Genomic DNA, 21054 nt, shown 5'->3' with positions numbered 1-21054 from the left:
TCATCGACGAAGGGTAAGAAATTGCGTCTGCGCGCCCTGCTGGCCGCCGCTGTCCTGACCATCATCACCGCTCCGGCCGCGCTCGCCGCGCCGGACGTAGCCCACGGCTCCGATGTCCCACCAGGGCAGTTCGGGTTCGTCGCGAAGATCGCGATGACGAAGATCCCTCGCCCCGACGGCTCGACCTACAGCAGTTACTGCACGGGGGCGCTGGTCTCGCCCGGCTGGGTCATCACCACCGGGCACTGCTTCCACGACGCGCACCGCAAGCGGGTTTCGGGCAAGATGCCGTATCCGACCATGGTGACGCTGGGCCTGGTCGACGAAGCGACGGAGTCGGGCGTGGCCCGCAAGGCGATCGAAGTGGTGCAGGCGAAGGAAAACGACGTCGCCCTCCTCAAGTTGGACACCCCGGTGACCACAGTGACCCCGCTGACGGTGAACCGCGTGCTCCCCAAGGTCGGCCAGCAGCTGACACTGGCGGGCTGGGGCAGCCTGACCGCGACGAATCCCGCTCCGGCGACCCGGATGCAGCAGGGCGCCGTCCAGGTGGCCACGGTGGCCCCGACGACCGTGGGCGTCCGCGGCGCGGCCCCGGCGATCACGACCAGCGCCTGCACCTACGACTCGGGCGCGCCGTACTTCGTCCCGGGAGGCAGGAGCGGCGCGTTGGTCTCGCTGGAAACCACCGGGCCGAATTGCCCGCACGCCGGGGTCGAGACGACCTCCCGCGCCGACGTCGTCGCGGACTGGATCGCCAGCCAAACGGCCTAGCGGGTCGTTTCGGCCGGTGATCCAACGGGTAGCTGCGTGACCAGGAGGTACCACTATGACGACCGAGCGAATGACCGCGCCTCCGGCGCCGCCGAACCCCATGCCGCCGGATCCCGGAATGCCCGATCCCGGTATTCCCGAGCCGGTGCCGGACCCGGGGAAGCCCGAGCCGCTGCCGGACCCCGGGGTTCCCGAACCGCTCCCCGAGCCGGGACCTCAACCGGGCACGGCTCCGTCCGGGCTCAGAGGGTGAACGCGAGCCAAAGCGCGAGCCAGGCGCAAGCCGCGACCGCGACGACGATCGCGAACACCCGCAGGCCGGTGGTGGCGATCCGGAGCGATGCGGTGGCGTTCTGCTGTCGGTGATTACCCATGATGCCGTCCTCCTTTCAAGATCACCTTCCGCTTCTCCGGCGGTCGCCGCAGCGGGGATGGTCTGCCCGGGTGACCCCATCCGGGTGAGGATGGCCCGCGTTTAGTCCTCTAGTTGCGGTAGGTCGGTTCACCAACTACCGCAACTAGAGGACTAATTGCGTGCGTCAGAGCCAGCCGTTGTGCGCGGCGAAGACGCCCAACTGGAACCGGCTGGAGACACCGGCGCGGTCCATCAGGGCTTCGAGATAGCGGAACAGGGTGCGTCTGCTGACGCAAAGTCCGGCGGCGATTTCGTCGTCCTTGCGCCCGGCCGCGAGCAAGATCAGCAATTCTCGTTCGATCGGCCGGATCGGCTGTGCGGACGCCTGTGCTCCCCGGTCGAGCGGGAGCGCCGCGGCCCAGGACGTTTCGAACAGCCCTTCCAACGCGGAGAAGAGGCTGCAGGGGCGGACGATGACGATGGACTGGTTGCGATCGGCCTCGCGGATGGTCAGTGCGATGGTGGCCGCCCGGTTGTCGAAAAGTGTCAGCTTCACGGGGAGTTCGGGCAGCAACCGTGCCTGCTCGCCCGCGCGCAGGCACGGCAGGATGTTCCCGGTGAGATAGCCGGGATCGCCCAGTGACGCTCCACTGTAGACACAGCGGTAGGTGATCCCGCGCCGCAGCTGCTCCTCCTCGAGGAGGTTCCGTTGGCCGCCGGTGAAGTAGGGCGGGGAGTCGAGACGGCGCACCTGGTGCCGCACCGTGGTCGCGAGATGGTGCAACCGCGCGACGATGGCGTCGCCGGTGACCACTTCGAGCAGGTCCTGCGCGTTCGGCATTCCCGAATGCGCTCGCCGGAAGGCGCGGTACGCGGTTTGCACCGCGAGCCGCGCGTCGTGCAGTTCGGCTTGCCGTCGGGTGGTCAGCGCGGCCAGCGCCTCACCCGGATTCGCGGGGAGGAACTCGGTGCCGTCCACTCCGGACGACACCGCCAGCCCCGCGTCGGCGAGTTCTTTCAGTGCCAGATGGACGGTCTCCGCGTCGTCCTCCTGCCACGCCAGGTCCCCGGCGGACACCGGCGCGCTCTCGATCATCCGGCGGTAGATCCGGGCGGCGGTCTCGCCGAGACCCAGCCTGATCAGCTGCGCGCCGAGTCCGTCCGAGGACATGGCCTAGACGCCCGAGGTCTCGCGGATCCAGGTGCGGTTCGCCGCGATGCCGGTGTGCGTCGAGCTGTCCACCTTGTTACCCGCGATGTGCACGCCGACCTGCTTGCCGCCGACGAACACCGGCCCGCCCGAGTCGCCGCCGTTGGTCAGCCCGTCGCCCTTGCGTGCCTTGATCAGTCCACTTCCGACACTGGTCACCGTCATCCGGGCGACCTTGAGGTAGCGCTGAAGGTCGCCGTCTTCGTTGTAGCCCCAGCCATAGACGTATTCGGTGTTCCCGGTGGCGACGGAAGTGCCGAGTGACGCGTACGTCGTGCTGACCGAGCGGTCGAGCTTGAGCAGCGCGATGTCGGCTCCGCTGGACGGTGTGTAGATGTCCGCCACCACGGCGTAAGTTCCAGCGCGGTGGTCGACGTCGCCCACGCGGACCGAGTAGTCGGCACCGGGTTCGTCGATGCAGTGCCGGGCGGTGAGCACCCAGCGGGCGCTGATGATCGAGCCGGAGCACCACTGCTCGCCGTTCTGCTCGATCATGGCCGCCCACGGGCCGGACTGGGCGTATTCGCCGTCGATGATGGGGGCCGCGCCGGCGGCGGGCGCGACCGTCGCGAGCCCGGCCGCGCACAGCAGTGCGGTGAGTAGACCTCGGATACGCATGGATGCCTTCCACTACAGGAAACTACGAAAAGAATGGGAATTCGACGGGTCGCCCGTTCATGGCGCGGCGGGATCGCCAGGGGTCGCCCGGCCGGATCCGATGCCGGTTTTGCCATGCTAGGCAAGCGGATACGGCCGTCGATAGCGACTAAAGACGGGAGAAGGGCGCGCTGAGCGGCACGGCACCCGGCCTCTCGGCACGGAAGTGCCGATGGCACCGATGTGTCACGGCTCCCGGAGAAGTGTGGTCTGGCCGAGGGGAGTCCGTGAAGGCCTACTTCACTACTCTCTAGGTCAGGGTCCCGGCAAAGTCGAGGTCTTGCGGGGCAGGCGGCTATTTGTCGCTGTGCGGGGCTGACGATGTAGGAATCGGGACGTTGAGTGTCCCCATTCCTCCATCGTCGCGGGGTCGCACCGGTTGCAGAGCTTGATCACCACAGGTGTTCAGGGACATGCCTCCCCCAAGGAATCCCGGCACCCGTCCGAGCGGTGAGGATTTCGGACGTTGAACGTCTCGAATCCTCCCCACTCGTCCCTTGCAGGCACTAGCGATGCCTAGTCCGGATAACCGCCTGACCTGCAAAATTTCGACTTCGCCAAGGCCTGACCCTCAAAGTAGGAAGGAGGCCTTCACGGCCTCATCGCCGACGGCGTTTCCTAGGCGGTGCGGGCTCGAGCAGTTCTTCGGCGATGAGGATGGCCCGGTCCGACAGCGTCGCGGACAATCGCTCCAGCGAGTGACCGATCCGGCCCGCCTCCCGGCGCACACCCTCGCCGACGGGCTTGCTGTGTCGATCGGCGAGACCCGCGATCCTGCTCCCGGAGACCAGGACCAGATCGGCGAGGCGCTCGCCCAGTTCGGTCACCCGGTTCGCCGTCTTGCCCGCCCGGCGGGCCACCAGGTCCTCGGTCTCCCGACGCAGCTCACGGACCGCGGACCGCGACTCCGTTGTCGTCCCGGTGAGTGCGGACCTCAAGGTTTTTGTCACGTCCATCAGGGATCGACCTCCACGCGGCTAGCCTGTGCTTGAGTGTACGCCCGTACTCTTGATTTCCGGAAGACGTGCGCGAGGTTCTCCTTGTATGACAAGGAATTCGCCCGCCGTCTTGGTCCTTAGTGCACGCCCAGGAACTGAATTGAGCGCGGCTGGGTCCGGTGCTCGGAAACCGGTGAGGTCGTGCACGAGGTTATCGCGGCACCGCCCCTGACGACTGGACCGGCCTGATCGGTGAGGGGCGTTCGACAAAACGGAACAGTGCTCCGTATGTTCATGGAACATTGCTCCGTTTTAGTTCGTCGATCCAAGAGTAAAGTCACGTTATGAGCTTTTCGACCGCCGAATTCGTCCTGTCGGTCAGCCCGGTGGTGCTCGATCCTCCCTTGATCAAGGTCCGGGTCGGTGCGGCTTGGTGACGATGTAGGAATTGGGACCATGGACGTCCCAATTCCTACATCGTCGGCCTAGGCGAATACGGATCCGCTTTAACCGTCCTTACCACTCACGCCCGGTGCCACGGTGAGCGTGCCCGCGACCGTGTTCAGGACGGCGGGCGGCCCCAGCGGCACGGAAAGCGGGTCCGTGCCGCGTCCGACGTCGAGGCCGCCGAGCACCGGGACACCCAGCGAGCCCAGGCGATCGGTGAGGACGTCGACGAGGGTCCAGCCACGATCGGTGTAGTCGTCGAAACCGGGGAACCGGCCGAGTGCGACACCGCGTACGCCTCGAAGCGAGCCGGACCGGATCAGCTGGGTCACTTGCCGGTCGATCTGGCCGAGGCCGATGGAGCGCTCAACCTCGAGGAACAACGGGTCGCGACGCAGGGTGATGGGCGCGCCGTTCATCAGCAGCCGCCGGGTCGACGCGGCGGACCGGGAGCCCGCCAGGAAACCGTGGATTCCCGCCAGGCCGCAGTGCCGCCAGAGGGCGAGGTGCGGGGAGGTGATGTCGCTGAAACCGACCAGGGGCCTGGGGTCGGCCCGGACCGCGTTGAAGTCGATTTCATCAGCGCTGCGGTACGCGCCCGCGCCGCCGGTGGTGGCGATCACCGCGCGGACCTCGGGGGAGCGGAAGGCGTCGTTGAGATCGGACAGGCGGTCCTCGTCGCGACCGGCCAGGTATCCCCACTGGCCGAGCGCGTGCACGCCGACCTCGGCGATCAGGCCCCAGCTTTCCAGCACCGCCACGGAGTTCGCGAGGAGCTCACGGCTGGGAAGCTGGCAGGTGAGACCAAACGAACATGGTCACCCGGACGCGGTCTCGGCGCCACCAGGCCACGGCGTCCGCTGCTCTGCGACTCGTCCACACGGCGATCGTGTCAGAGCACCGGGATCTCCGCCCACACCGTTTTGATCCCGGCGCCGGTGTCCACGCCCCAATCGGCACTGATCGCCTCGACCAGCGCCAGTCCCCGTCCGTGCGGGCTCGTCGGATCCCGGTTGACCACGCGAAGGGGCCTCAGCTGTGGGCGGCGGTCGTCGACTTCGACGCGGACGACGGCACGCCCGCAGGGGACGGACACCCTCAGTTCGGTGACGCCGTTGGCGTGTTCGTGCGCGTTGGTGACCAGTTCGGTGGTCAGCAGCTCGGTGTCGGCCACGGTGCCCCGTCCGACGCCCCCGAGCCGGTCGCGGAGCCACGCCCGGACTTCTCGCAGCGAAGGGGCGCTACCGCTGGGGAATTCGTAGGCGTGGCGTGTTCCGGTAAAACCCATGCGTATCTCCTTAGCGGTTTCCCAGCTGGGCCAAGAGCATGGGCGCATCGGAGGAATACCCAGGCAGGAGGGCGCTCACACTCGTGCCGCGAGGATGATTCCGGCGTGGAAGGATACGTCGGTGGACGTGCGAAGCAGGAGCAACGTGGTGGTGACCGGCCGGCCCGACGGGCCGACCGTGCTGCTCGCCCACGGCTTCGGGTGTGACCAAAACCTCTGGCGGCTCGTCGTCCCGGCGCTCGCCGAACGATTCCGCGTGGTGCTGTTCGACCATATCGGCGCCGGTAGATCCGACTTCACGGCCTGGTCGCCCGAGCGCTACGTGAGTCTGGACGCCTACGCCGAGGACGTTCTGGACATCTGCGAAGAGCTGGACCTGCGCGACGTCGTGCTCGTCGGGCATTCGGTGTCGGCGACGATCGCCGTGCTGGCCGTGAACCGGGAGCCCGAGCGGTTCGCGAAGCTCGTGCTGCTCACCCCGTCGCCCCGCTACGTCGACGACGGGGACTACCGGGGCGGGTTCAGCCGGGCCGACATCGACGAACTGCTCGAATCGCTCGAGTCCAACTACCTCGGCTGGTCGGCGGCCATGGCGCCGGTGATCATGGGCAACCCCGAACGCCCCGAACTCGGGGTAGAGCTGACCGACAGCTTCTGCCGGACGGATCCCGCGATCGCGCGCGTGTTCGCCCGCCTCACCTTTCTGTCCGACAACCGCGCGGACCTGGCGAAGGTCGCCGTCCCGACGCTCGTGATCCAGACCGCTCGCGACGCGATCGCCCCGCAGGAGGTCGGCCGCTTCGTGCAGCGGCAGATCTCCGGCAGCGAGCTGGTGACCCTCGACGCGACGGGACACTGCCCGCAGCTGAGCGCGCCGGAGGCGACCGCGAAGGCGATCATGGAGTTCATGAGCACCCCATGATGTGTGAAACGAGCGGCGACGGGAACAAGACGGGGATGACGTTCCCGTCGTTGCTCGAAGACAGCGCCGAAGATCTGTACGAGAACGCCCCGTGCGGATATCTGTCGACGTTGATGGACGGGACCATCGCGAAGATCAACACCACCCTGCTGAGCTGGCTCGGCCATGACCGCGACGAACTGGTCGGCAGGCGGAGCTTCGCCGACCTGCTGACCGTCGGCGGCCGGATCTATCACGAGACCCATGTCGCGCCGATGCTGGCGATGCACGGCGAGGCGGGCGGGCTCGCGCTGGAACTGCGGTGCGCCGACGGGACCCGGATCCCGGTGCTGGTGACCGCGACGGTCAAGACCGGCGCGGACGGTACGGCCCAGCTGATCCGCGTCGTCGTCTTCGACGCACGGGAGCGCCGCGCCTACGAACAGGAACTGCTGCGCGCGCGCCGGCAGGCCGATCACGAACGCGACCGGGCGCGGAAACTCGCGTCCACCCTGCAGCGCACGCTGCTGCCGCCGGTGCTGATGACCGTGCCGGGGTTGGAGACGGCCGCCTACTACCACCCGGCCTCGGCCGACGAGGTCGGTGGAGACTTCTACGACCTGTTCCCGCTCACCGGCGACAACTGGGGCTTCTTTCTCGGCGACGTTTCCGGCAAGGGCGCCGTGGCGGCCGCGGTGACATCCCTTGCCCGCTACACGATGCGCTCGGCCGCCGTCTACGACCCGGATCCCGTCGCGGTGCTCGAGAACCTCAACACCGTGCTGCACCAGGAGTTCCAGGGCGGCGATCCGCGGTTCTGCACCGCCGTGTACGGCTCGCTCAGCCCAGGCCCCGACGGCTGTGCCGTCACCTTGGCCAGTGGCGGACACCCTCCGGCGGTGCTGCTCCGCGCGGACGGTTCCGTCGAGTTCGTCGACACCTACGGCGGAATGCTCATCGGCGCCATCCCCGGTGCGCGTTTCGTGGAGACCACGGTGCGGCTGACGCCCGGTGACGTCCTGCTTCTCTACAGCGACGGCCTCCTCGAAGCGCGCCCCACGAACGGCCGGGAACGCTACAGCGAGGAGCGTCTTCTGGAGTTCCTCGCGGCCCTCGGCCCGGTCGGCGCGAAGGAGACTGTCGACGCGCTGGCTGTTCTGCTCGCCGGTTTCGGCGACGGGGTGGAGGACGACACCGCACTCTTCGCGCTCGGAGTCCCCGACGTCACCAGGATCCGGCGGTGACCGGCGCGCTCGGCATCGCCATCCGCGTCACTCGGGCCGCGACGGTGCTGGAACTCACCGGCGAACTCGACGTCGTCACCGCTTCCGAAGCATGCCGGGTGATCGGGACGTTGATCGTCCCAAGTGGACAGTCGTTGATCATCGACTTGTCCGCGGTGACCTTCTGCGATTCCAGCGGGATTTCCGCTTTGCTGGCCGCCCGGAACCTCGCCGTCGCCGCGAGCGCCGCGATCGCGCTGGTGAACCCGCCGGAGAACCTGCTGCGGAGCTTGAGCAGCACCGGCCTCACGGACGTCCTCCCTGTCTACCGCTCCGTCGAGAGCGCCGAAAAAGCTTGAGGTCGGCGTCAGTCCTCCCACCCGGCGATCGCGGTCACCCGGATCTCCACCCGCATCCCGGGCGCGCCAACGGCCGGGACGCCGATCTCGGTCCAGAGGGGCGCGCGATCGCCCATCCGTTCGCGGAACTGCTCGACCATCACGCGGTTGTGGGCCTCGCCGATGGTCTCGGGGGAGTCCGGGACGTGGTAGGAGTTCACGGCGAATGACGTCGCGCCAGGTGGCGCCCGCGGTGGCGAGGGTCCGTTCGACGTTCTCGAAGGCCTTGACGATCTCGTCGGCGGCGGATGAGTGAACTGGCCCACCTCGCCAACGGTTCGCTCTCTCGTCTGTCCAATGTGGTCAAACGCTTCGAGCAGTGCGGGTGGGTGAAACGCTCACCTGAGGCATTTCTGGGCGTCGCCGAGCACGGCTGGTCGGCGATGAGGATCGCCGAATCGCTCAGCGTTCCCGTCGAATCGATCGAATTGCTCCGTCACCATCCACGCGGATCCGGTCAACGGCGAGGCGAACGTGGGTATCGAGGTCCGGAAACCGGCGAACTGGGAGAAAATCTCCCACCCCGTGAAGTGGATCGACGGCGGGGCTGATTATCAACCCAGCACTGTGTTCCCTGCCAAACTGGCCAGGTTGGCCGATATCCATACGCAACCGATCTACGGCAACAACGGTGGCCCGGCGAAGTACGTCCGGCTCGATGACGGGGAGGTCCGCTGTATTCACTGGCCGAGCCGGATGTCTCATCACGGTATCGGCGGACCGGGCGAGGTTACGACATTCGGTGAACATTCGCCGGTGAAAGTCGGTCGAAGCCGATTTTCGCCCGGCGAGATGTTCACGGAAAACATAAGACCTTCGACGCCTCTCACACTGAAGAGTGAGAGGCGTCGAAGGTCGTTCGGCTGGATGGCGCAATGCGGACATGGTCCGCGTAGCCCGGATTCGCGGTGACCGCCCGTTGAGCGTCTTGACAGGGGGCGCTCTGGGTGACATCCGGCCCAGGCGCTAACGAAATGGCGGGTATTCCGTCTTTCCCAGAACCCACCGCAATTCCGGCCGTCGCCGGTTCTCGAAAGGGAAGTCCATGTCACGAAGACCACTGCTCGTCGTTCTGACCGCCGTCACGGCGGTGTTCGCGTCCACCGCGGTCGCCGCCGCGGCCCCACCGGGGGTCGACCCGGCCACGCTCGACCTGACCCTCAACGCGGGGCAGAGCACCACCGTGACCAAGAACGTGACGACCTCGGCCGTGCCGCCGAACCCCGATCTCGTCCTGCTCGCGGACACCACGGGCAGCATGGGCGGCCCGATCGGCAACGTGAAGGCGAACGCCGGCACCATCACCGGTGATGTGCTCGCCGCGCAGCCGACCGCACAGTTCGGCGTCGCCGAGTACAAGGATTTCACCGACTCGGTGCCGTTCAAGGTCAACCAGGGCATCACCGGTGACACCACCGCGGTCCAGACCGGAATCAACCAGTGGGCGGCTTCGGGCGGCGGGGACACGCCGGAGGCGAACCTGAACGCTCTGTACCAGCTGGCCACCGGCGCGGTCACCTTCCGGCCGGACGGCACCCGCATCATCGCGTGGTTCGGCGACGCGCCGTCGCACGATCCGAGCGGCGGGCACAACTTGGCACAGACCATCGCGGCGCTGCAGGCGGCGAAGATCAGTGTGGTCGCCGTCAACGTCGGGGGTCTCGACGCCACCGGACAGGCCAGCGCCATCACCTCGGCCACCGGTGGGGTGCTGCTGAACAACGTGCCCGCCGGCCAGGTCTCCCAGGCCATCCTGGACGGCATCAAGGCCATCGAGGTCACGGTGACCCCGACGGTGACCAGCTGCGATCCGCAGCTCACGGTCACCAACGCCCCCGGCAGCGTCAAGGTGGCCAGCGGCGACGTCGCCACGTTCACCGAGAAGATCACGGCGTCGGCGAGTGCCGCTCCCGGCACGTACCAGTGCGTGGTCGACTATCAGGTCGACGGCGTTTCGCGTGGTTACATCGAGACCACGACCGTGCGCGTGCTCGGCTTGAGCATCAACGACGTGACGGTCGACGAAGGCTCGGGTGGCGCGCCGGTACCGGCGACCTTCACGGTGTCGCTGCTCGGCGGCCCGAGCCCGAACCCGGTGACGGTCCAGTACTCGACGGCCAACGGCACAGCGACGGCGCCCGCCGACTACTTGACGGCGGGTGGCACGGTCACCTTCGCTCCCGGTGAGACGGTCAAACCGGTGACCGTCCAGGTCGTCCCGGACACCGTCGACGAGCCGAACGAGACGTTCACGGTGAACCTCTCGGCCCCGTCGGGCGCGGGCCTCGTCGATCCGACCGGTGTCGGCACGATCCTCGACGACGACCGTGACGGCGTCTTCTCCTGCACGGGCACCGCGGCGAACGTTGTCGGCGTGGTCGCGGCGCAGGCCAACCCGGCGAACCTGCCCTGTGCCGACGACTTCAGCACCGTCGCCGCCGCGACGCTCAACGCCGGCCTGATCAAGGTCGAAACCCAGGTGCTGACCGCGTCGACCGATCTCACGCCGGACAACCAGTCGGTCGCGCCCGCCGCGGGCGATCGCGCGCTGGCGTCGGCGAAGATCGACAAGACGGTGATCAGCACCCTCGGGCTGAACATCGAGCTCGGCGTGATCCAGTCGCAGGCCACGGCGACCTGTCAGCCCGCGCCGGGCGGACTCGCCCCGGTGCTGGCGGGTAATTCGAACGTCGCCTCGCTGAAGATCAACGGTCAGGCGATCACGGTGGGCTCGGCGCCGCTGACCATCCCACTGGTCATCGGCTCGTTGAAGCTCAACGGCCAGACCGTGGCGAACGGCGTCGTCAAGCAGCAGGCCGTCGCACTGGACACCGCGCTCGCGAAGATCGTGCTCGCGGAATCCCAGGCCGACGTGCACGGCACCGCCGCGCACCCGGCGGGCAACCCCTGCCGGCGCTGATCCGGTGAACCCGGCCGGGGTGGACAGAATCTCTCCACCCCGGCCGGTACCCAGTTGTCTAGGAAAGAGCTTTCACCGCTGCCGCCGTCGCCTGTGCGAGCAGCTTGTTGTCGATCTGGGCGTCCTTGGTGGCCCGGTCGGTCAGCACCGAGATGACGATCGGAGCCCGGTCCGGCGGCCAGACGACGCCGATGTCGTTGCGTGTCCCGTAGCTCGCGGTTCCCGTCTTGTCGGCGACCGGCCAGCCAGGGACTCCGGCGCGGATGTTCGGGTCGCCGGTGGTGTTGGCGCGCATGATGTCGACGAGGATCTTGCGCTTGTCCTCGGGAAGGGCATTGCCGAGGGCGAAGGCGCGGAGGCTCACGGCGAGGGCGCGAGGCGTGCTGGTGTCCCGGATGTCGCCCGGAGTGGTGTCGTTCAGTTCGGGCTCGATCCGGTCGACGTGAGTGGTGGTGTCGCCGATCCCGTGCAGCACCGCGGCGAGGCCCGCGGGACCGCCGAGTTCACGGAAGAGCAGGTTGCCGCCGGTGTTGTCGCTGTAGCGAAGGGTGGCGTCGATGACGTCGCGCAGTGGCATGCCGGTGTCGACGTGCTTCTCCGTGACCGGTGAGTCGGAGACCAGGTCCTGCCTGCTGTAGGTCACCGTCCGGTCCAGGTCCGCGACCGGGGTCCGCTGCAGGACACCGCCGGCGCTGAACGCCTTGTGCGTCGAGGCGTAGGCGAACCTCTCGTCGGCGCGGAAGGCGACCTCGCGGCCGGTCGCGGTGTCCACCGCGTACAGCCCGAGCCGGGCGCCGAAGGCACGCTCGAGCTGCTCGAAGTCAGCTCGTCCTGCCGTCGCGACGGGGGTGGTGACGGGCGGCTGCGCCGGGGCGGGGGTGGAACACGCGGCGAGGGATACGACCGAGAGCGCCAGGAGAGCGGCTCGGCCTGTCCAGCGGCGGGAGATGACGGGCATGGGTGACTTCCTTTCAAGATCGTTCGATGCCCGCAGTCTGTCCATGACCGTCCATGCTGTCCAAGACACGAAAGACCGGTTCCATGCGATTCACGCATAGTATGTGGTCGTGGACCTGATCGGCAGCTGCCGGGCCTTCGTGAGCGTCAGTGAGGCCGGCTCCTTCACCGCGGGAGCCGCCATCGCGCGTATTCCCCAACCTGTGGCGAGCCGTCGCATCGCCGCCCTCGAACGGCATTTCGGCGAGCGGCTGTTCGACCGCACCACCCGTCGCGCCCTGCTGACGCCGTTCGGCCAGGACATGCTGCCGTCGGCGAAACGCCTGGTGACCCTGGCCGACGCGATGGAGCACGACGCGCAACGCGCCAAACTCCGGCCGATGCGGCTCGCGGTGCCGGAAACCTGCACGACCCGCGAACTCGCCGAACTCGACGCGGCGGCACGGACACTCGACGTCTTCCTGGAATTCCGGCGGGCCGCGCCGCGGGAACGAGCGGAACTCGTGCGCACTCAAGAGGTCCGGGCCGCGCTCACGGCCGTCCCCGCCGAAGAGGGCACGTGGAAGGTCCCCCTGGGAGTCGCCGGTGGGACCAGGCAGCCGTCGGGCTCCTTCCACCTGGAAACGCTGCGGGTCGGCCGATCCGGCCGCCCGCCGCGCCGGGTCTGGATCCAGCCCGAGGACGACGTCCCGCATATCCGCGACCGCCTGTTCCGCGTGCGCGACTCGGTGGGACTGCGGCCGGCACAGGTCGCCGTCGCCGATGCGCTCACCGCCGCCGCGGCGGCCGTGTTCGGTTCGGCCGATCTGCTGGTGTGTTCGACGGCCCAGGCCACCGAACTCGGGCTGAACTGGCTGCCCATCGGCGAGATCCGGCTCGCTCGCGGCTTCGAGATCACGGCGGGGCTCGGCGAGGACGCACAGCGGCTGCGTGCACGATTGTGGCCTGACATCGCCCGGTGTCTCGGCGCGGAAGAGACCGAGGAGACGACTTGACCACGGAAACGCTGCTCCTGCGGTTGCGCGCGGAACTCGACGACGGCGGCCTGCGGGGCTCGTTCCTGGTGCGTGACCTGCGGACCGGCCACGAGATCGGCATCGATCCCGATTTGGTGTTCCCGAGCGCCTCGTTGGTGAAGGTCCCGCTCGCCGCGGTGACCCTGGAGCGGATGCGGCTGGGCGAACTGGACGGTTCGGCGGCGATCGACGTCCAGCCGGGCCGGGCCACCGCGCCAGGGCCGACCGGGCTGACCCGGTTCCGGCATCCGGCCAGGGTCGCGATCGACGACCTGCTCTACCTCACCATGGCCATCAGCGACGAAACCGCGGCCGACACGCTCTTCTCGCTGACACCGCCCACCGAAGTCACCAGGATGACGCGCGAATGGGGCGTCGCCGGGATCTCCGCGCGGCATCCGGCGGCGGACCTCAGCGACACGCCCGCGGAACGCTTCGATCCCGCGGACGTCCACCTCGCGCACGCCCTCGCGATCAGCGCGGGCACCGTGGGACAAGGACATCCCGTTCCCCAGCTCGACATCACCCGTGCGAGTTCCGGCTCGGCCCGCGCGTTCGTCGGCCTGCTCGAAGCGCTGTGGAAGCCGTCCAAAGTGGACGAAGGGGTGGCGGCGAGGGTGCGGGAGCTGATGGGGCTCAACCTGTTGCGCCAGCGGCTGAGCCCCGACTTCGTCTCCGATGCCACGACCTGGTCGTCCAAGACGGGCACCCTGCTGAACATGCGGCACGAGGTCGGGGTGGTCGAACACGCCGACGGAGGACTCTTCGCGATCGCCGCGCTGACCGAATCCCGGGTGCCCGCGGCGATCCAGCCGGAGGCCGAGGTCCTGATGGCCCGCGTGGCACGAGCGCTGCGTGATCACCTGCGCGCCGGCTGACTTCGTTGGCACCTTCTCGTGAAGGGTTCCGTGATTGATCGAGTCCGGCTCTGGGCACCTCGAAGGCCGAGGCCTGCGGAAGGGGAGTGTCGATGAGCGCGGGAACCCTGGCGGTGTTCGCCGGTGTCGTCATGGTCGCCTACGTGATCCCCGGCCCGGACTGGGTGGTGATCCTTCGCCAGTCGGTCCGGAGCCGCTCGGCTGGACTCGTGGCGGCCGCCGGTGTGCAGTGCGGTCTCGCCGTGCACATGGCCGCCGCGGTGTTCGGCGTCTCGGCTGTGCTGCTGCACAGTGCCGTCGCCTTCACCGTCCTCAAGATCGTCGGCGCGGCCTACCTCGTCTACCTGGGAGCGCAGGCGCTGTGGAGGTCTTGGCACGACTGCGGTTCCCCAGCACCTGAAGCGGAAGAGTCCTTGCCGCGGCGGGTGTTCCGCCAGGCCTTCCTCGCCAACGTGCTCAATCCGAAGGCCGCTTTGTTCTTCGTGAGTGTGTTGCCGCAGTTCATCGACCGCGAGGCCGCGGCGACCCCGCAGGTGCTGACCCTCGGCCTGCTGGACATCGGCCTTGGTGTCCTGTGGTGGGGGCTGTTCGTGCTGCTCACCGCGCGGTTGTCGGGTCTCATGCGCAGGAGTGGCCCGCGCAAGGTGCTCGACCGGGTCACCGGCACCGCGCTCGTCGGACTCGGTGGCGCGCTGGCGGCCACGAGTTGACACCGCGTTTGCGGGACGGCCGCCACGGGTATCAGCGGCTTGTGCTCGACCCATCGCCTGATCTCGCCGCGCACTTCCCGGAACTGCGGGACCAGCGTCTCGTCGTCGACTACGAGGACGCCGACGATCCGATCCTGCGCCGCCCGGACGGTTCCCCGATCGACACCTGGCGGGAGAACTATCCGTACCCGTCGCGGATGACCCGCGACGAGTACGAGGTGGTGAAGAGGTCGCTGCAGATCGAACTGCTGAAACTGCAGTACTGGATCAAGGAGACCGGCGGCCGCATGGTCATCCTGTTCGAAGGCCGGGACGCGGCGGGCAAGGGCGGCACCATCAAACGGTTCACCGAACATCTCAACCCGCGCGGCGCGAGGGCGGTGGCGCTGAGCAAACCCACCGAACGCGAGCAGGGCGAATGGTACTTCCAGCGCTACGTGAACCATCTGCCCACGGAAGGCGAGATCGTGCTGTTCGACCGGTCCTGGTACAACCGTGCCGGCGTCGAACGGGTGATGGAGTACTGCACCGACGAGCAGTACGAGCGGTTCATGCGGCAGGCCCCGACGTTCGAGCGGATGCTCGTCGACGACGGGATCATCTTGGTGAAGCTGTGGTTCTCCGTGTCGAAATCCGAGCAGCGGACCCGGTTCCTCATCCGGCAGGTCGACCCGGTGCGCCAGTGGAAGCTCAGTTCCAACGACATCAAGTCACTCGGCCGCTGGGACTCCTATACCAAGGCGAAGGTCGCGATGTTCCGATCCACCGACACGGAGATCGCGCCGTGGACGGTGGTCAAGAGCAACGACAAGAAACGTGCCCGCGTCGAGGCGATGCGCAGCGTGCTCGCGCGGGTGAACTACGCAGACAAGGACGAGGACACCGTCGGCGAGCCGGATCTGAAGGTGGTCGGCGCCGCGGCGACCCTCCTGGAGGAGGGCGAGGACGAAGCGTCGCTCAGTCCGACTCCGATCGCGCAACCGGTGGACTCCGGTCCTGGGCTGCATCCCGACTGACCCTGGGCCTGGGAGGGACTCCCACCCGAATTCGCGCAGGGCGGAGGCGACCACCCGGTCGAGGACCAGGCAGGGATGCTCCGGTGCTCCGCCGCCGGCGGAATACGGGAACTTCGTGAAGAAGGACGGTCCGAGCCCTGGGATCAGGTTGTGCCGGTCCGGCCGCAAGACCGCGGCCGGATCCCCAAGCCAGCGTCCGCCGCGCGACGGCTTCCCCGCGCGGGGAGGTGGGCACGGCCCACCCGGGGAAGGACACGGTGCTGAGATCGGTCGCGGACACACCCACAGGTCGCGAATGATCCGGAGTCGTTACGCTGGTCGCGCCGTCGGTGTCGGGATCCCGCCATGTCGGGTATCCGCCAGCTTGCGGCCGTGTAGGAGTGCTGATCACCTGTCTTTACTTCTCGTACGGACGTCGGGGGCTCCTGTCGAAAGGGATCATGGTGATCAGTAGTACGAGAAAGACGCGGAGAGGCACGGTGGCGGTGATCGCCGGTGCCTTCCTGGCCTCGGGCCTGGGGCTGGCCCCTGCCGCGGGTGCGGCACCCGCCGCCAAGGCCGACCCGGACACCGCGGCGCTCGCCGGCGCGCTGACCAAGCAGGCGGTGGCCTGGGGTGAGTGTTCGTTCCCCTCGGTCGCCCCGGCGACGGAAGCCGAACTGAAGAAGGTCAAGGGTCTCGCCTGCGCCACCATCCAAGTGCCGCGTGACTGGCACAACCCGCAGGACGGCAACACCATCGGCGTCCGCGTCTCCAAGACCGCGACCGCCTATCCCGGCACGGGCAGGCAGGGCATCGCGCTGGTCAACCCCGGCGGACCCGGCGGGGAAGGCCTGCCGTGGGGTGCCGCGATGGCGATGCGCAGCCCCGTGCTGGCCTCGCAGTACGACTTCGTCGGCTTCGATCCCCGCGGCGTCGGCTTGAGCACGCCGCTGACCTGCAGCTACACCGTTCCGGACAGCACGGATCAGAACGTGATCAGCCGGGCGAAGGTCGCGGGCTGCCTCGAGAACCCGCTGACGAAGTTCATCAACACTGAGCAGACCGCGTACGACATGGACTTCATCCGGGTGCTGCTCGGCGAGAAGAAGACCAGCTACATCGGTTACTCGTACGGCACGTGGCTCGGCACCTGGTACGCCACGACGTTCCCTGGCAAGGCGCACCGGTTCCTGCTGGACTCGTCGACCGACGCGAGCCGCTCGACGCTGGAGAAGACCTGGGACCTGCAGCCGCGCAGCCGTGACCGCCAGTTCCAGGAAGCGCTGCTGCCCTACATGGCGCGCAACGACGCCAAATACAAGACGGGCACCGACCCGCTGGAGATCCGCCGCAACTGGGAGAAGGCGGGCGGCACCCGGGAGTTCACGGGCATGCTCTACGCCGCCTGGTTCATCATCCCCGCGATGTACAACACCAACCAGTACCCGTCGGCCGCCTCCATGGTGGCCGCGCTGGCCAAGAAGCCCGCTCCCGCCGGGACCGACGCGGAGAAGCTCGAGCAGGTCGTCGCCGAGGCGCTGACCACGCCCGGGCTGACGGACGCGAACAAGGCGTTCCTGGCCAAGGGCAAGAAGAACGCGCTGGAGGCCATCGCGAAGAAGGACTCGGTCGAACGCAAGGCCTCCTACCAGGGCGGTGCCGAAGTCGAGACCTGGGACGCCGCGTTCGAGGCGATCCGCTGCCAGGACGGCCAGTGGAACCAGAATCTGCACTACTGGAACTACTGGCAGGCCGACCTGACCGTGAACGCGCCGTTCATCGCGCCGATCATGGCCCTTTCGGGCGCGCCGCTGTGCGCGTTCTGGCCGACCACCAACGCCAAACCGGCGCCGGACCGGAAGACGTTCCCGAAGTTGCTGATCGCGCAGACCGAACTCGACGCGGCCACGCCGTACGAGGGCGCGCTCGCCACCGCGAACGGCCTGCCGGGCGCCAAGATGATCAGCGTCGACAACGAAGGCAGCCACGGGATCTTCCCGTACAACACCGACTGCGTCGACGACCCGATCGTCGCCTACTTCCAGACCGGTCTGACGCCGAAGAAGAAGTTCACCGGCTGCCAGGGGCTGCCCTTGCCGGGGGAGGACCAGACGGTCGAGGTCGGCGGCAACCTCGGGCACGACGGGAAGATCAAGCTCAAGATGATCACGCCCCAGGTGCGCAAGGCGAACGAGATCGTGCGTGAGCTGCTCGAAGGCACCGCCACGCCGGAGGCCGACGAGAACGGGATGCCCGCCAACAGCTAGTCCCCGAAGCGCTGAACGGAGGCTCCCGCGACCCGATCCGGTTCGCGGGAGCCTCTTCGGCGTGCATCTGTGATCCTTTCGTTACTGGTTCAGGCGCACGAGCTCGCCGCTTTCTCCCTCAGGACCGGTGAGTGGAAGCAGACACCGCGACGCCTGACATCGATGTCAGGGCGTCAATCCCGGGTGGGGGAGGAGAAAGCGTCATGCCGGCCGAGTCGCGGGGCCTGTCGATGGAGGCGGAGCAGCTGTACCGGGCCCTGCTGGACGGGCACCCGATCACGCCCGGTGCCGAGCTGACCGAACTGGAACGGTTCGGCCTGGTCCGAGCCGGTGCGGCCGGGGTCGAGGTGCGCCCGCCACGGGCGGCGCTCTCGGCGTTCGCCGCGCAGCACGAGGCCGCCGCCGTCCGCGCGCGGGAAGCGGCCGAGGTCCTCGGCGCCGCCTACTCCCTGCGGACCGGCCGGGACGCGGACTTCGTCGAGGTGCTGCACAGCCGCGACGAGGTGATCGCCACGTTCGAGGCCATGCAGACCCAGGCGGGCGTGGACATCGTCGCGCTGGATCCAGGGTCCTACATGAGCCCGAAATCCGAGGTGAGCACGGTGCAACCGGGTTCGATGGCGCGCGGCATCGGCTACCGCGTCGTCTACGACTCGGCCGTGCTCCAGGACGACGACGGCTTCGCCCACGTGCAGTCGAGTATCGCCCTCGGGGAGCAGGCAAGGGTGTTCCTCAGGCTGCCCTTGAAACTGGTGATCGCCGACAGCAACCGGGCGCTGATCGCCGTCCCGAACTCCGACGCCGGCGACGTGCTGGCGTTGCTGATCCATCCGTCGATGCTGCTGTGCGCGCTGATCGAGCTGTTCGAATCGTTCTGGCGGTTGGCCGTGCCGGTCCGGGCAGGCGGGCCGGACGGCGCGGAAGCGGCGCGGGAACCGACGCTCGCCACTCGTCGGCTACTCGCGTTGTTGAGCGGCGGCCTGACCGACGAGGCGATCGCGCGCGAACTCGGCGTCAGCGAGCGCACGGTGCTCCGGCGGATCAGCCGTCTGCAGCAGTTGCTGGGCGCGCAGACCAGGTTCCAGCTGGGAGCACAGGCGTCACGTCTTGGCTGGCTCTGAGTCGCTGGTGGCGTTGCCCTGCCTGTGCGGGGTGAAGGGGACTTTCCCCGCATGCCATGCGGGAAGTCCCCTTCGCGCGGCGAGGTTGTGGGTGATCCGCTCCCCACGCCCGGTAGGCGAGGTAGGGAAGGCGACCTTCACGGGCCTGCCGTCGACCAACGCTGACCGCCTCTCACGGATCGTCCCGTCCGGTGGTTTGGCGTACTCGGGGACGGCCTGCTGAATCTCCTCCAGGGTCATGGTCACTCCTTGCCGCACGACGACGTACGCGAACGAGATGTACTCACTCGCGTGAGGAAGTTGGCAACAACCGGGCTCACATTCGTGAGGTTCTGTCGCGGGGACATCAAAGGGGAAAGCAGGAGTTATCACTCGAGTAAGGGTGATGGTGTCGTGAGTGGTAAAGACGGTTTTGACCGTCATTATTACTCGCGAGGTGAGAAATGATTCCGACGCTGGTCATGATCGCGCTCGGGGCGTTCGTCACCACCCTCGACAACACGATCGTCGCGGCGGGCGCGCCCTCGCTCGCCCGCGACCTCGACCTCGATCTGCCCGCTCTGCAATGGGTGAGCATCGGGTACATGCTCCCGTTCGCCGGCCTGCTGCCGGTGGCGGGCACGCTGGTCGACCGCTGGGGGCAGGCCGCGACCCTGCGGGCCGGGCTGCTCGCGTTCGGCGCCGGAGCGGCCGCCGGCGGGCTGGCCACGACGGCGTGGCTCGTCATCTCCGCGCGGGTGCTGCAGGGCGCCGCCGCGGCGTTCCTGGTCCCGGCCCTGCTCAGTCTGCTGCGGACGAATCTCGACGCGCGAGGACGGGCCCTCGGCGCGACGGTGTGGACGGCCTGCCTCGCGGTCGCGCTGGCACTCGGCCCGACACTCGGCGGCGTGCTGAGCGAGTACCTGGGCTGGGGCTGGATCTTCTTCGTCAATCTCCCGTTCGTGGCGGCGATGCTGGTCCTGCTGCGCACGGTCGACACCACCGGTCGTGATCGGGGATCGAGAGCACGGCCCGCCGCGCTGTCGATGCTGGTGGTGACCGCCGGGATGGTCCTGGTCACCGCGGCGGTGGTGGAACTGGGCGAGGGCGGCGCGGTGCTGCCCGCGGCGTTCGGCGCAGCCGGGACGGGCTTGGCGATCTGGTTCGTGCGCAAGGAAAGACACGCGCGCGAGCGGCTGGTGCCCGCGGAACTGACCGGTCATCGGGTCTTCACCGGCTCGCTCATCGTGCAGTTGCTGTGGGGACTGGGCGTCTCGGGGGTCTTCTTCTTCACCCCGTTGCTGCACCAGGAATCCCTCGGGCTCGGGCCGATGCTCGCCGGATTGCCGCTGGTCGCGGTGGCGGTCGCGGTCGTCGCCGCGACCCCGCTGGTGCCCTGGGCGGTGCCGCGATTCGGTCCACATCGGACTGTCGCGGTGGGGTTGGCCACGGTCGCCGCGGGACTGCTGGCGGTCGCCGCGGTCAACCACGTCCCGGAGGTGCTCCCGAGGATTCCCGGACTGGTGCTCATCGGCGCCGGATCCGCGCTGACCACGCCGCTGACCTCGCATGCGCTGGAAGTCGTGGCGGGGAAGCACGCCGGTACCGCTTCGGGCCTGCTCACCGCGTCTCGTGAACTGTCGAGCGCGCTGGGGGTCGCGCTGATCGGGGCCGTGCTGACGGTGGTGCGCACGGCGAAGCTCGACGAAGGTCCCGCACCCGCCTTGGCCAGTGGGTATACAGCGGGCCTGCTGACCGCGGCGGCGCTGCAACTCGTCGGCGCGATCCTCGCGTTTCGACTGCTGAGCGGCCGGACGGGGCAAAGTCCGTCCCGAAGTGACAAGCGGGGTGACCCGTTTCTCTCTTCCCGGTGAGCATGACCGCACCGGCATCAGCGTTTCGTACTCCTTTCATTGACACTCTTCCCGGCCGATCCATACAGTTCCCGGCAGATAGAGAACGGTCTCCGGAATGGGATCCGATTTTCGGCAACGGTGCCGTTCTGAATTCACCTGCT

22 protein-coding genes and 1 pseudogene are annotated in these 21054 nt (G+C 68.2%); 14 read left to right on the top strand and 9 right to left on the bottom strand.

The genetic code is table 11. The features are described from left to right. Positions 1–21 precede the first annotated feature (21 nt). Positions 22–774 carry a trypsin-like serine protease gene (locus tag ACM6LR_RS12115; protein ID WP_414942898.1) on the top strand — a complete coding sequence of 251 codons (753 nt, stop codon included), beginning with the start codon at positions 22–24 and terminating at the stop codon, positions 772–774. A gap of 55 nt (positions 775–829) precedes the next feature. Then, the gene (locus ACM6LR_RS12110; protein WP_414942899.1) at positions 830–1027 is read left to right on the top strand and encodes a hypothetical protein; all 198 of its coding nucleotides are present in this window, start codon (positions 830–832) and stop codon (positions 1025–1027) included. Here the strand turns inward: ACM6LR_RS12110 and ACM6LR_RS12105 are convergent. From ACM6LR_RS12105 to ACM6LR_RS12080, 6 genes are all read right to left on the bottom strand, one after another. After that, positions 1017–1148: a hypothetical protein gene (locus ACM6LR_RS12105; protein ID WP_414942900.1), complete on the bottom strand. Its 132-nt coding sequence runs from the start codon at positions 1146–1148 to the stop codon at positions 1017–1019. The two genes, ACM6LR_RS12110 and ACM6LR_RS12105, sit on opposite strands and share 11 nt — an antisense overlap. Positions 1149–1313: 165 nt before the next feature. Beyond that, positions 1314–2300 carry a helix-turn-helix transcriptional regulator gene (locus ACM6LR_RS12100; RefSeq protein WP_414938593.1) on the bottom strand — a complete coding sequence of 329 codons (987 nt, stop codon included), beginning with the start codon at positions 2298–2300 and terminating at the stop codon, positions 1314–1316. A gap of 3 nt (positions 2301–2303) precedes the next feature. Then, a complete protein-coding gene (locus ACM6LR_RS12095) occupies positions 2304–2957 on the bottom strand; it encodes a S1 family peptidase (protein ID WP_414938594.1) in 654 nt (217 codons plus the stop codon). Between the two features lie 638 nt (positions 2958–3595). Next, positions 3596–3952, bottom strand: a complete 357-nt coding sequence (locus tag ACM6LR_RS12090; protein ID WP_414938595.1) for a hypothetical protein — start codon at positions 3950–3952, stop codon at positions 3596–3598. Between the two features lie 488 nt (positions 3953–4440). After that, the gene (locus ACM6LR_RS12085) at positions 4441–5142 is read right to left on the bottom strand and encodes a S66 peptidase family protein (RefSeq protein ID WP_414938596.1); all 702 of its coding nucleotides are present in this window, start codon (positions 5140–5142) and stop codon (positions 4441–4443) included. Between the two features lie 131 nt (positions 5143–5273). Continuing rightward, complete coding sequence (locus tag ACM6LR_RS12080) at positions 5274–5669, bottom strand: ATP-binding protein (protein WP_414938597.1); 396 nt, start codon at positions 5667–5669, stop codon at positions 5274–5276. A 121-nt stretch (positions 5670–5790) separates the two neighbouring features. Between ACM6LR_RS12080 and ACM6LR_RS12075 the strand changes: the two genes are divergently transcribed. From ACM6LR_RS12075 to ACM6LR_RS12065, 3 genes are read left to right on the top strand one after another with little or no spacing between them, the layout of a single operon-like run. Beyond that, positions 5791–6591: an alpha/beta fold hydrolase gene (locus ACM6LR_RS12075; RefSeq protein ID WP_414943755.1), complete on the top strand. Its 801-nt coding sequence runs from the start codon at positions 5791–5793 to the stop codon at positions 6589–6591. Next, positions 6588–7814 carry a PP2C family protein-serine/threonine phosphatase gene (locus ACM6LR_RS12070; protein WP_414943754.1) on the top strand — a complete coding sequence of 409 codons (1227 nt, stop codon included), beginning with the start codon at positions 6588–6590 and terminating at the stop codon, positions 7812–7814. The genes ACM6LR_RS12075 and ACM6LR_RS12070 overlap by 4 nt, the downstream gene beginning before the upstream one ends. Next, positions 7811–8152, top strand: a complete 342-nt coding sequence (locus ACM6LR_RS12065) for an STAS domain-containing protein (RefSeq protein WP_414938600.1) — start codon at positions 7811–7813, stop codon at positions 8150–8152. Before ACM6LR_RS12070 ends, ACM6LR_RS12065 begins: the two co-directional genes overlap by 4 nt. 8 nt (positions 8153–8160) lie before the next feature. On the opposite strand, the gene ACM6LR_RS12060 is transcribed toward ACM6LR_RS12065, so the two are convergent. Beyond that, entirely contained in the window at positions 8161–8352 is a 192-nt protein-coding gene (locus tag ACM6LR_RS12060; protein ID WP_414943753.1) for a hypothetical protein, read from the bottom strand. Positions 8353–8665: 313 nt separating this feature from the next. Between ACM6LR_RS12060 and ACM6LR_RS12055 the strand changes: the two genes are divergently transcribed. Together ACM6LR_RS12055 and ACM6LR_RS12050 are read left to right on the top strand one after the other, a co-directional pair. Continuing rightward, positions 8666–9103, top strand: a complete 438-nt coding sequence (locus tag ACM6LR_RS12055; protein ID WP_414938602.1) for a hypothetical protein — start codon at positions 8666–8668, stop codon at positions 9101–9103. 133 nt (positions 9104–9236) lie between these two features. After that, complete coding sequence (locus ACM6LR_RS12050; RefSeq protein ID WP_414943752.1) at positions 9237–11111, top strand: Calx-beta domain-containing protein; 1875 nt, start codon at positions 9237–9239, stop codon at positions 11109–11111. A 58-nt stretch (positions 11112–11169) separates the two neighbouring features. On the opposite strand, the gene bla is transcribed toward ACM6LR_RS12050, so the two are convergent. Then, positions 11170–12069, bottom strand: coding sequence for a class A beta-lactamase (bla, locus tag ACM6LR_RS12045; RefSeq protein WP_414938604.1), 900 nt, complete (start codon positions 12067–12069; stop codon positions 11170–11172). Positions 12070–12172: 103 nt separating this feature from the next. Between bla and ACM6LR_RS12040 the strand changes: the two genes are divergently transcribed. From ACM6LR_RS12040 to ppk2, 4 genes are all read left to right on the top strand, one after another. Then, entirely contained in the window at positions 12173–13063 is an 891-nt protein-coding gene (locus tag ACM6LR_RS12040; protein ID WP_414938605.1) for a LysR family transcriptional regulator, read from the top strand. After that, positions 13060–13962 (top strand): serine hydrolase, encoded by a 903-nt coding sequence (locus ACM6LR_RS12035; protein WP_414938606.1) that lies wholly within the window; start codon positions 13060–13062, stop codon positions 13960–13962. The genes ACM6LR_RS12040 and ACM6LR_RS12035 overlap by 4 nt, the downstream gene beginning before the upstream one ends. A 92-nt stretch (positions 13963–14054) precedes the next feature. Beyond that, a complete protein-coding gene (locus ACM6LR_RS12030) occupies positions 14055–14672 on the top strand; it encodes a LysE family translocator (RefSeq protein WP_414938607.1) in 618 nt (205 codons plus the stop codon). An 8-nt stretch (positions 14673–14680) separates the two neighbouring features. Next, positions 14681–15688: a polyphosphate kinase 2 gene (gene ppk2, locus ACM6LR_RS12025; protein ID WP_414943804.1), complete on the top strand. Its 1008-nt coding sequence runs from the start codon at positions 14681–14683 to the stop codon at positions 15686–15688. A gap of 24 nt (positions 15689–15712) precedes the next feature. On the opposite strand, the pseudogene ACM6LR_RS12020 reads toward ppk2, so the two are convergent. Beyond that, positions 15713–15970 (bottom strand): annotated as a pseudogene (locus ACM6LR_RS12020) (hypothetical protein); the annotation flags it as partial. A gap of 197 nt (positions 15971–16167) precedes the next feature. Here ACM6LR_RS12020 and ACM6LR_RS12015 point away from each other — a divergent pair. From ACM6LR_RS12015 to ACM6LR_RS12005, 3 genes are all read left to right on the top strand, one after another. After that, positions 16168–17937, top strand: coding sequence for an alpha/beta hydrolase (locus tag ACM6LR_RS12015; RefSeq protein ID WP_414938608.1), 1770 nt, complete (start codon positions 16168–16170; stop codon positions 17935–17937). A 203-nt stretch (positions 17938–18140) separates the two neighbouring features. Further along, positions 18141–19058: a LuxR family transcriptional regulator gene (locus tag ACM6LR_RS12010; RefSeq protein WP_414938609.1), complete on the top strand. Its 918-nt coding sequence runs from the start codon at positions 18141–18143 to the stop codon at positions 19056–19058. Between the two features lie 443 nt (positions 19059–19501). Next, on the top strand, positions 19502–20911 hold the full coding sequence (locus ACM6LR_RS12005; protein ID WP_414938610.1) for an MFS transporter: 1410 nt from the start codon (positions 19502–19504) through the stop codon (positions 20909–20911). The last annotated feature ends 143 nt before the right edge of the window (positions 20912–21054 follow it).

Source organism: Amycolatopsis sp. cmx-11-32, assembly GCF_047608695.1.
Classification (GTDB): Bacteria; Actinomycetota; Actinomycetes; order Mycobacteriales; family Pseudonocardiaceae; genus Amycolatopsis.
This window is presented reverse-complemented; position numbering and strand designations above follow the sequence as displayed.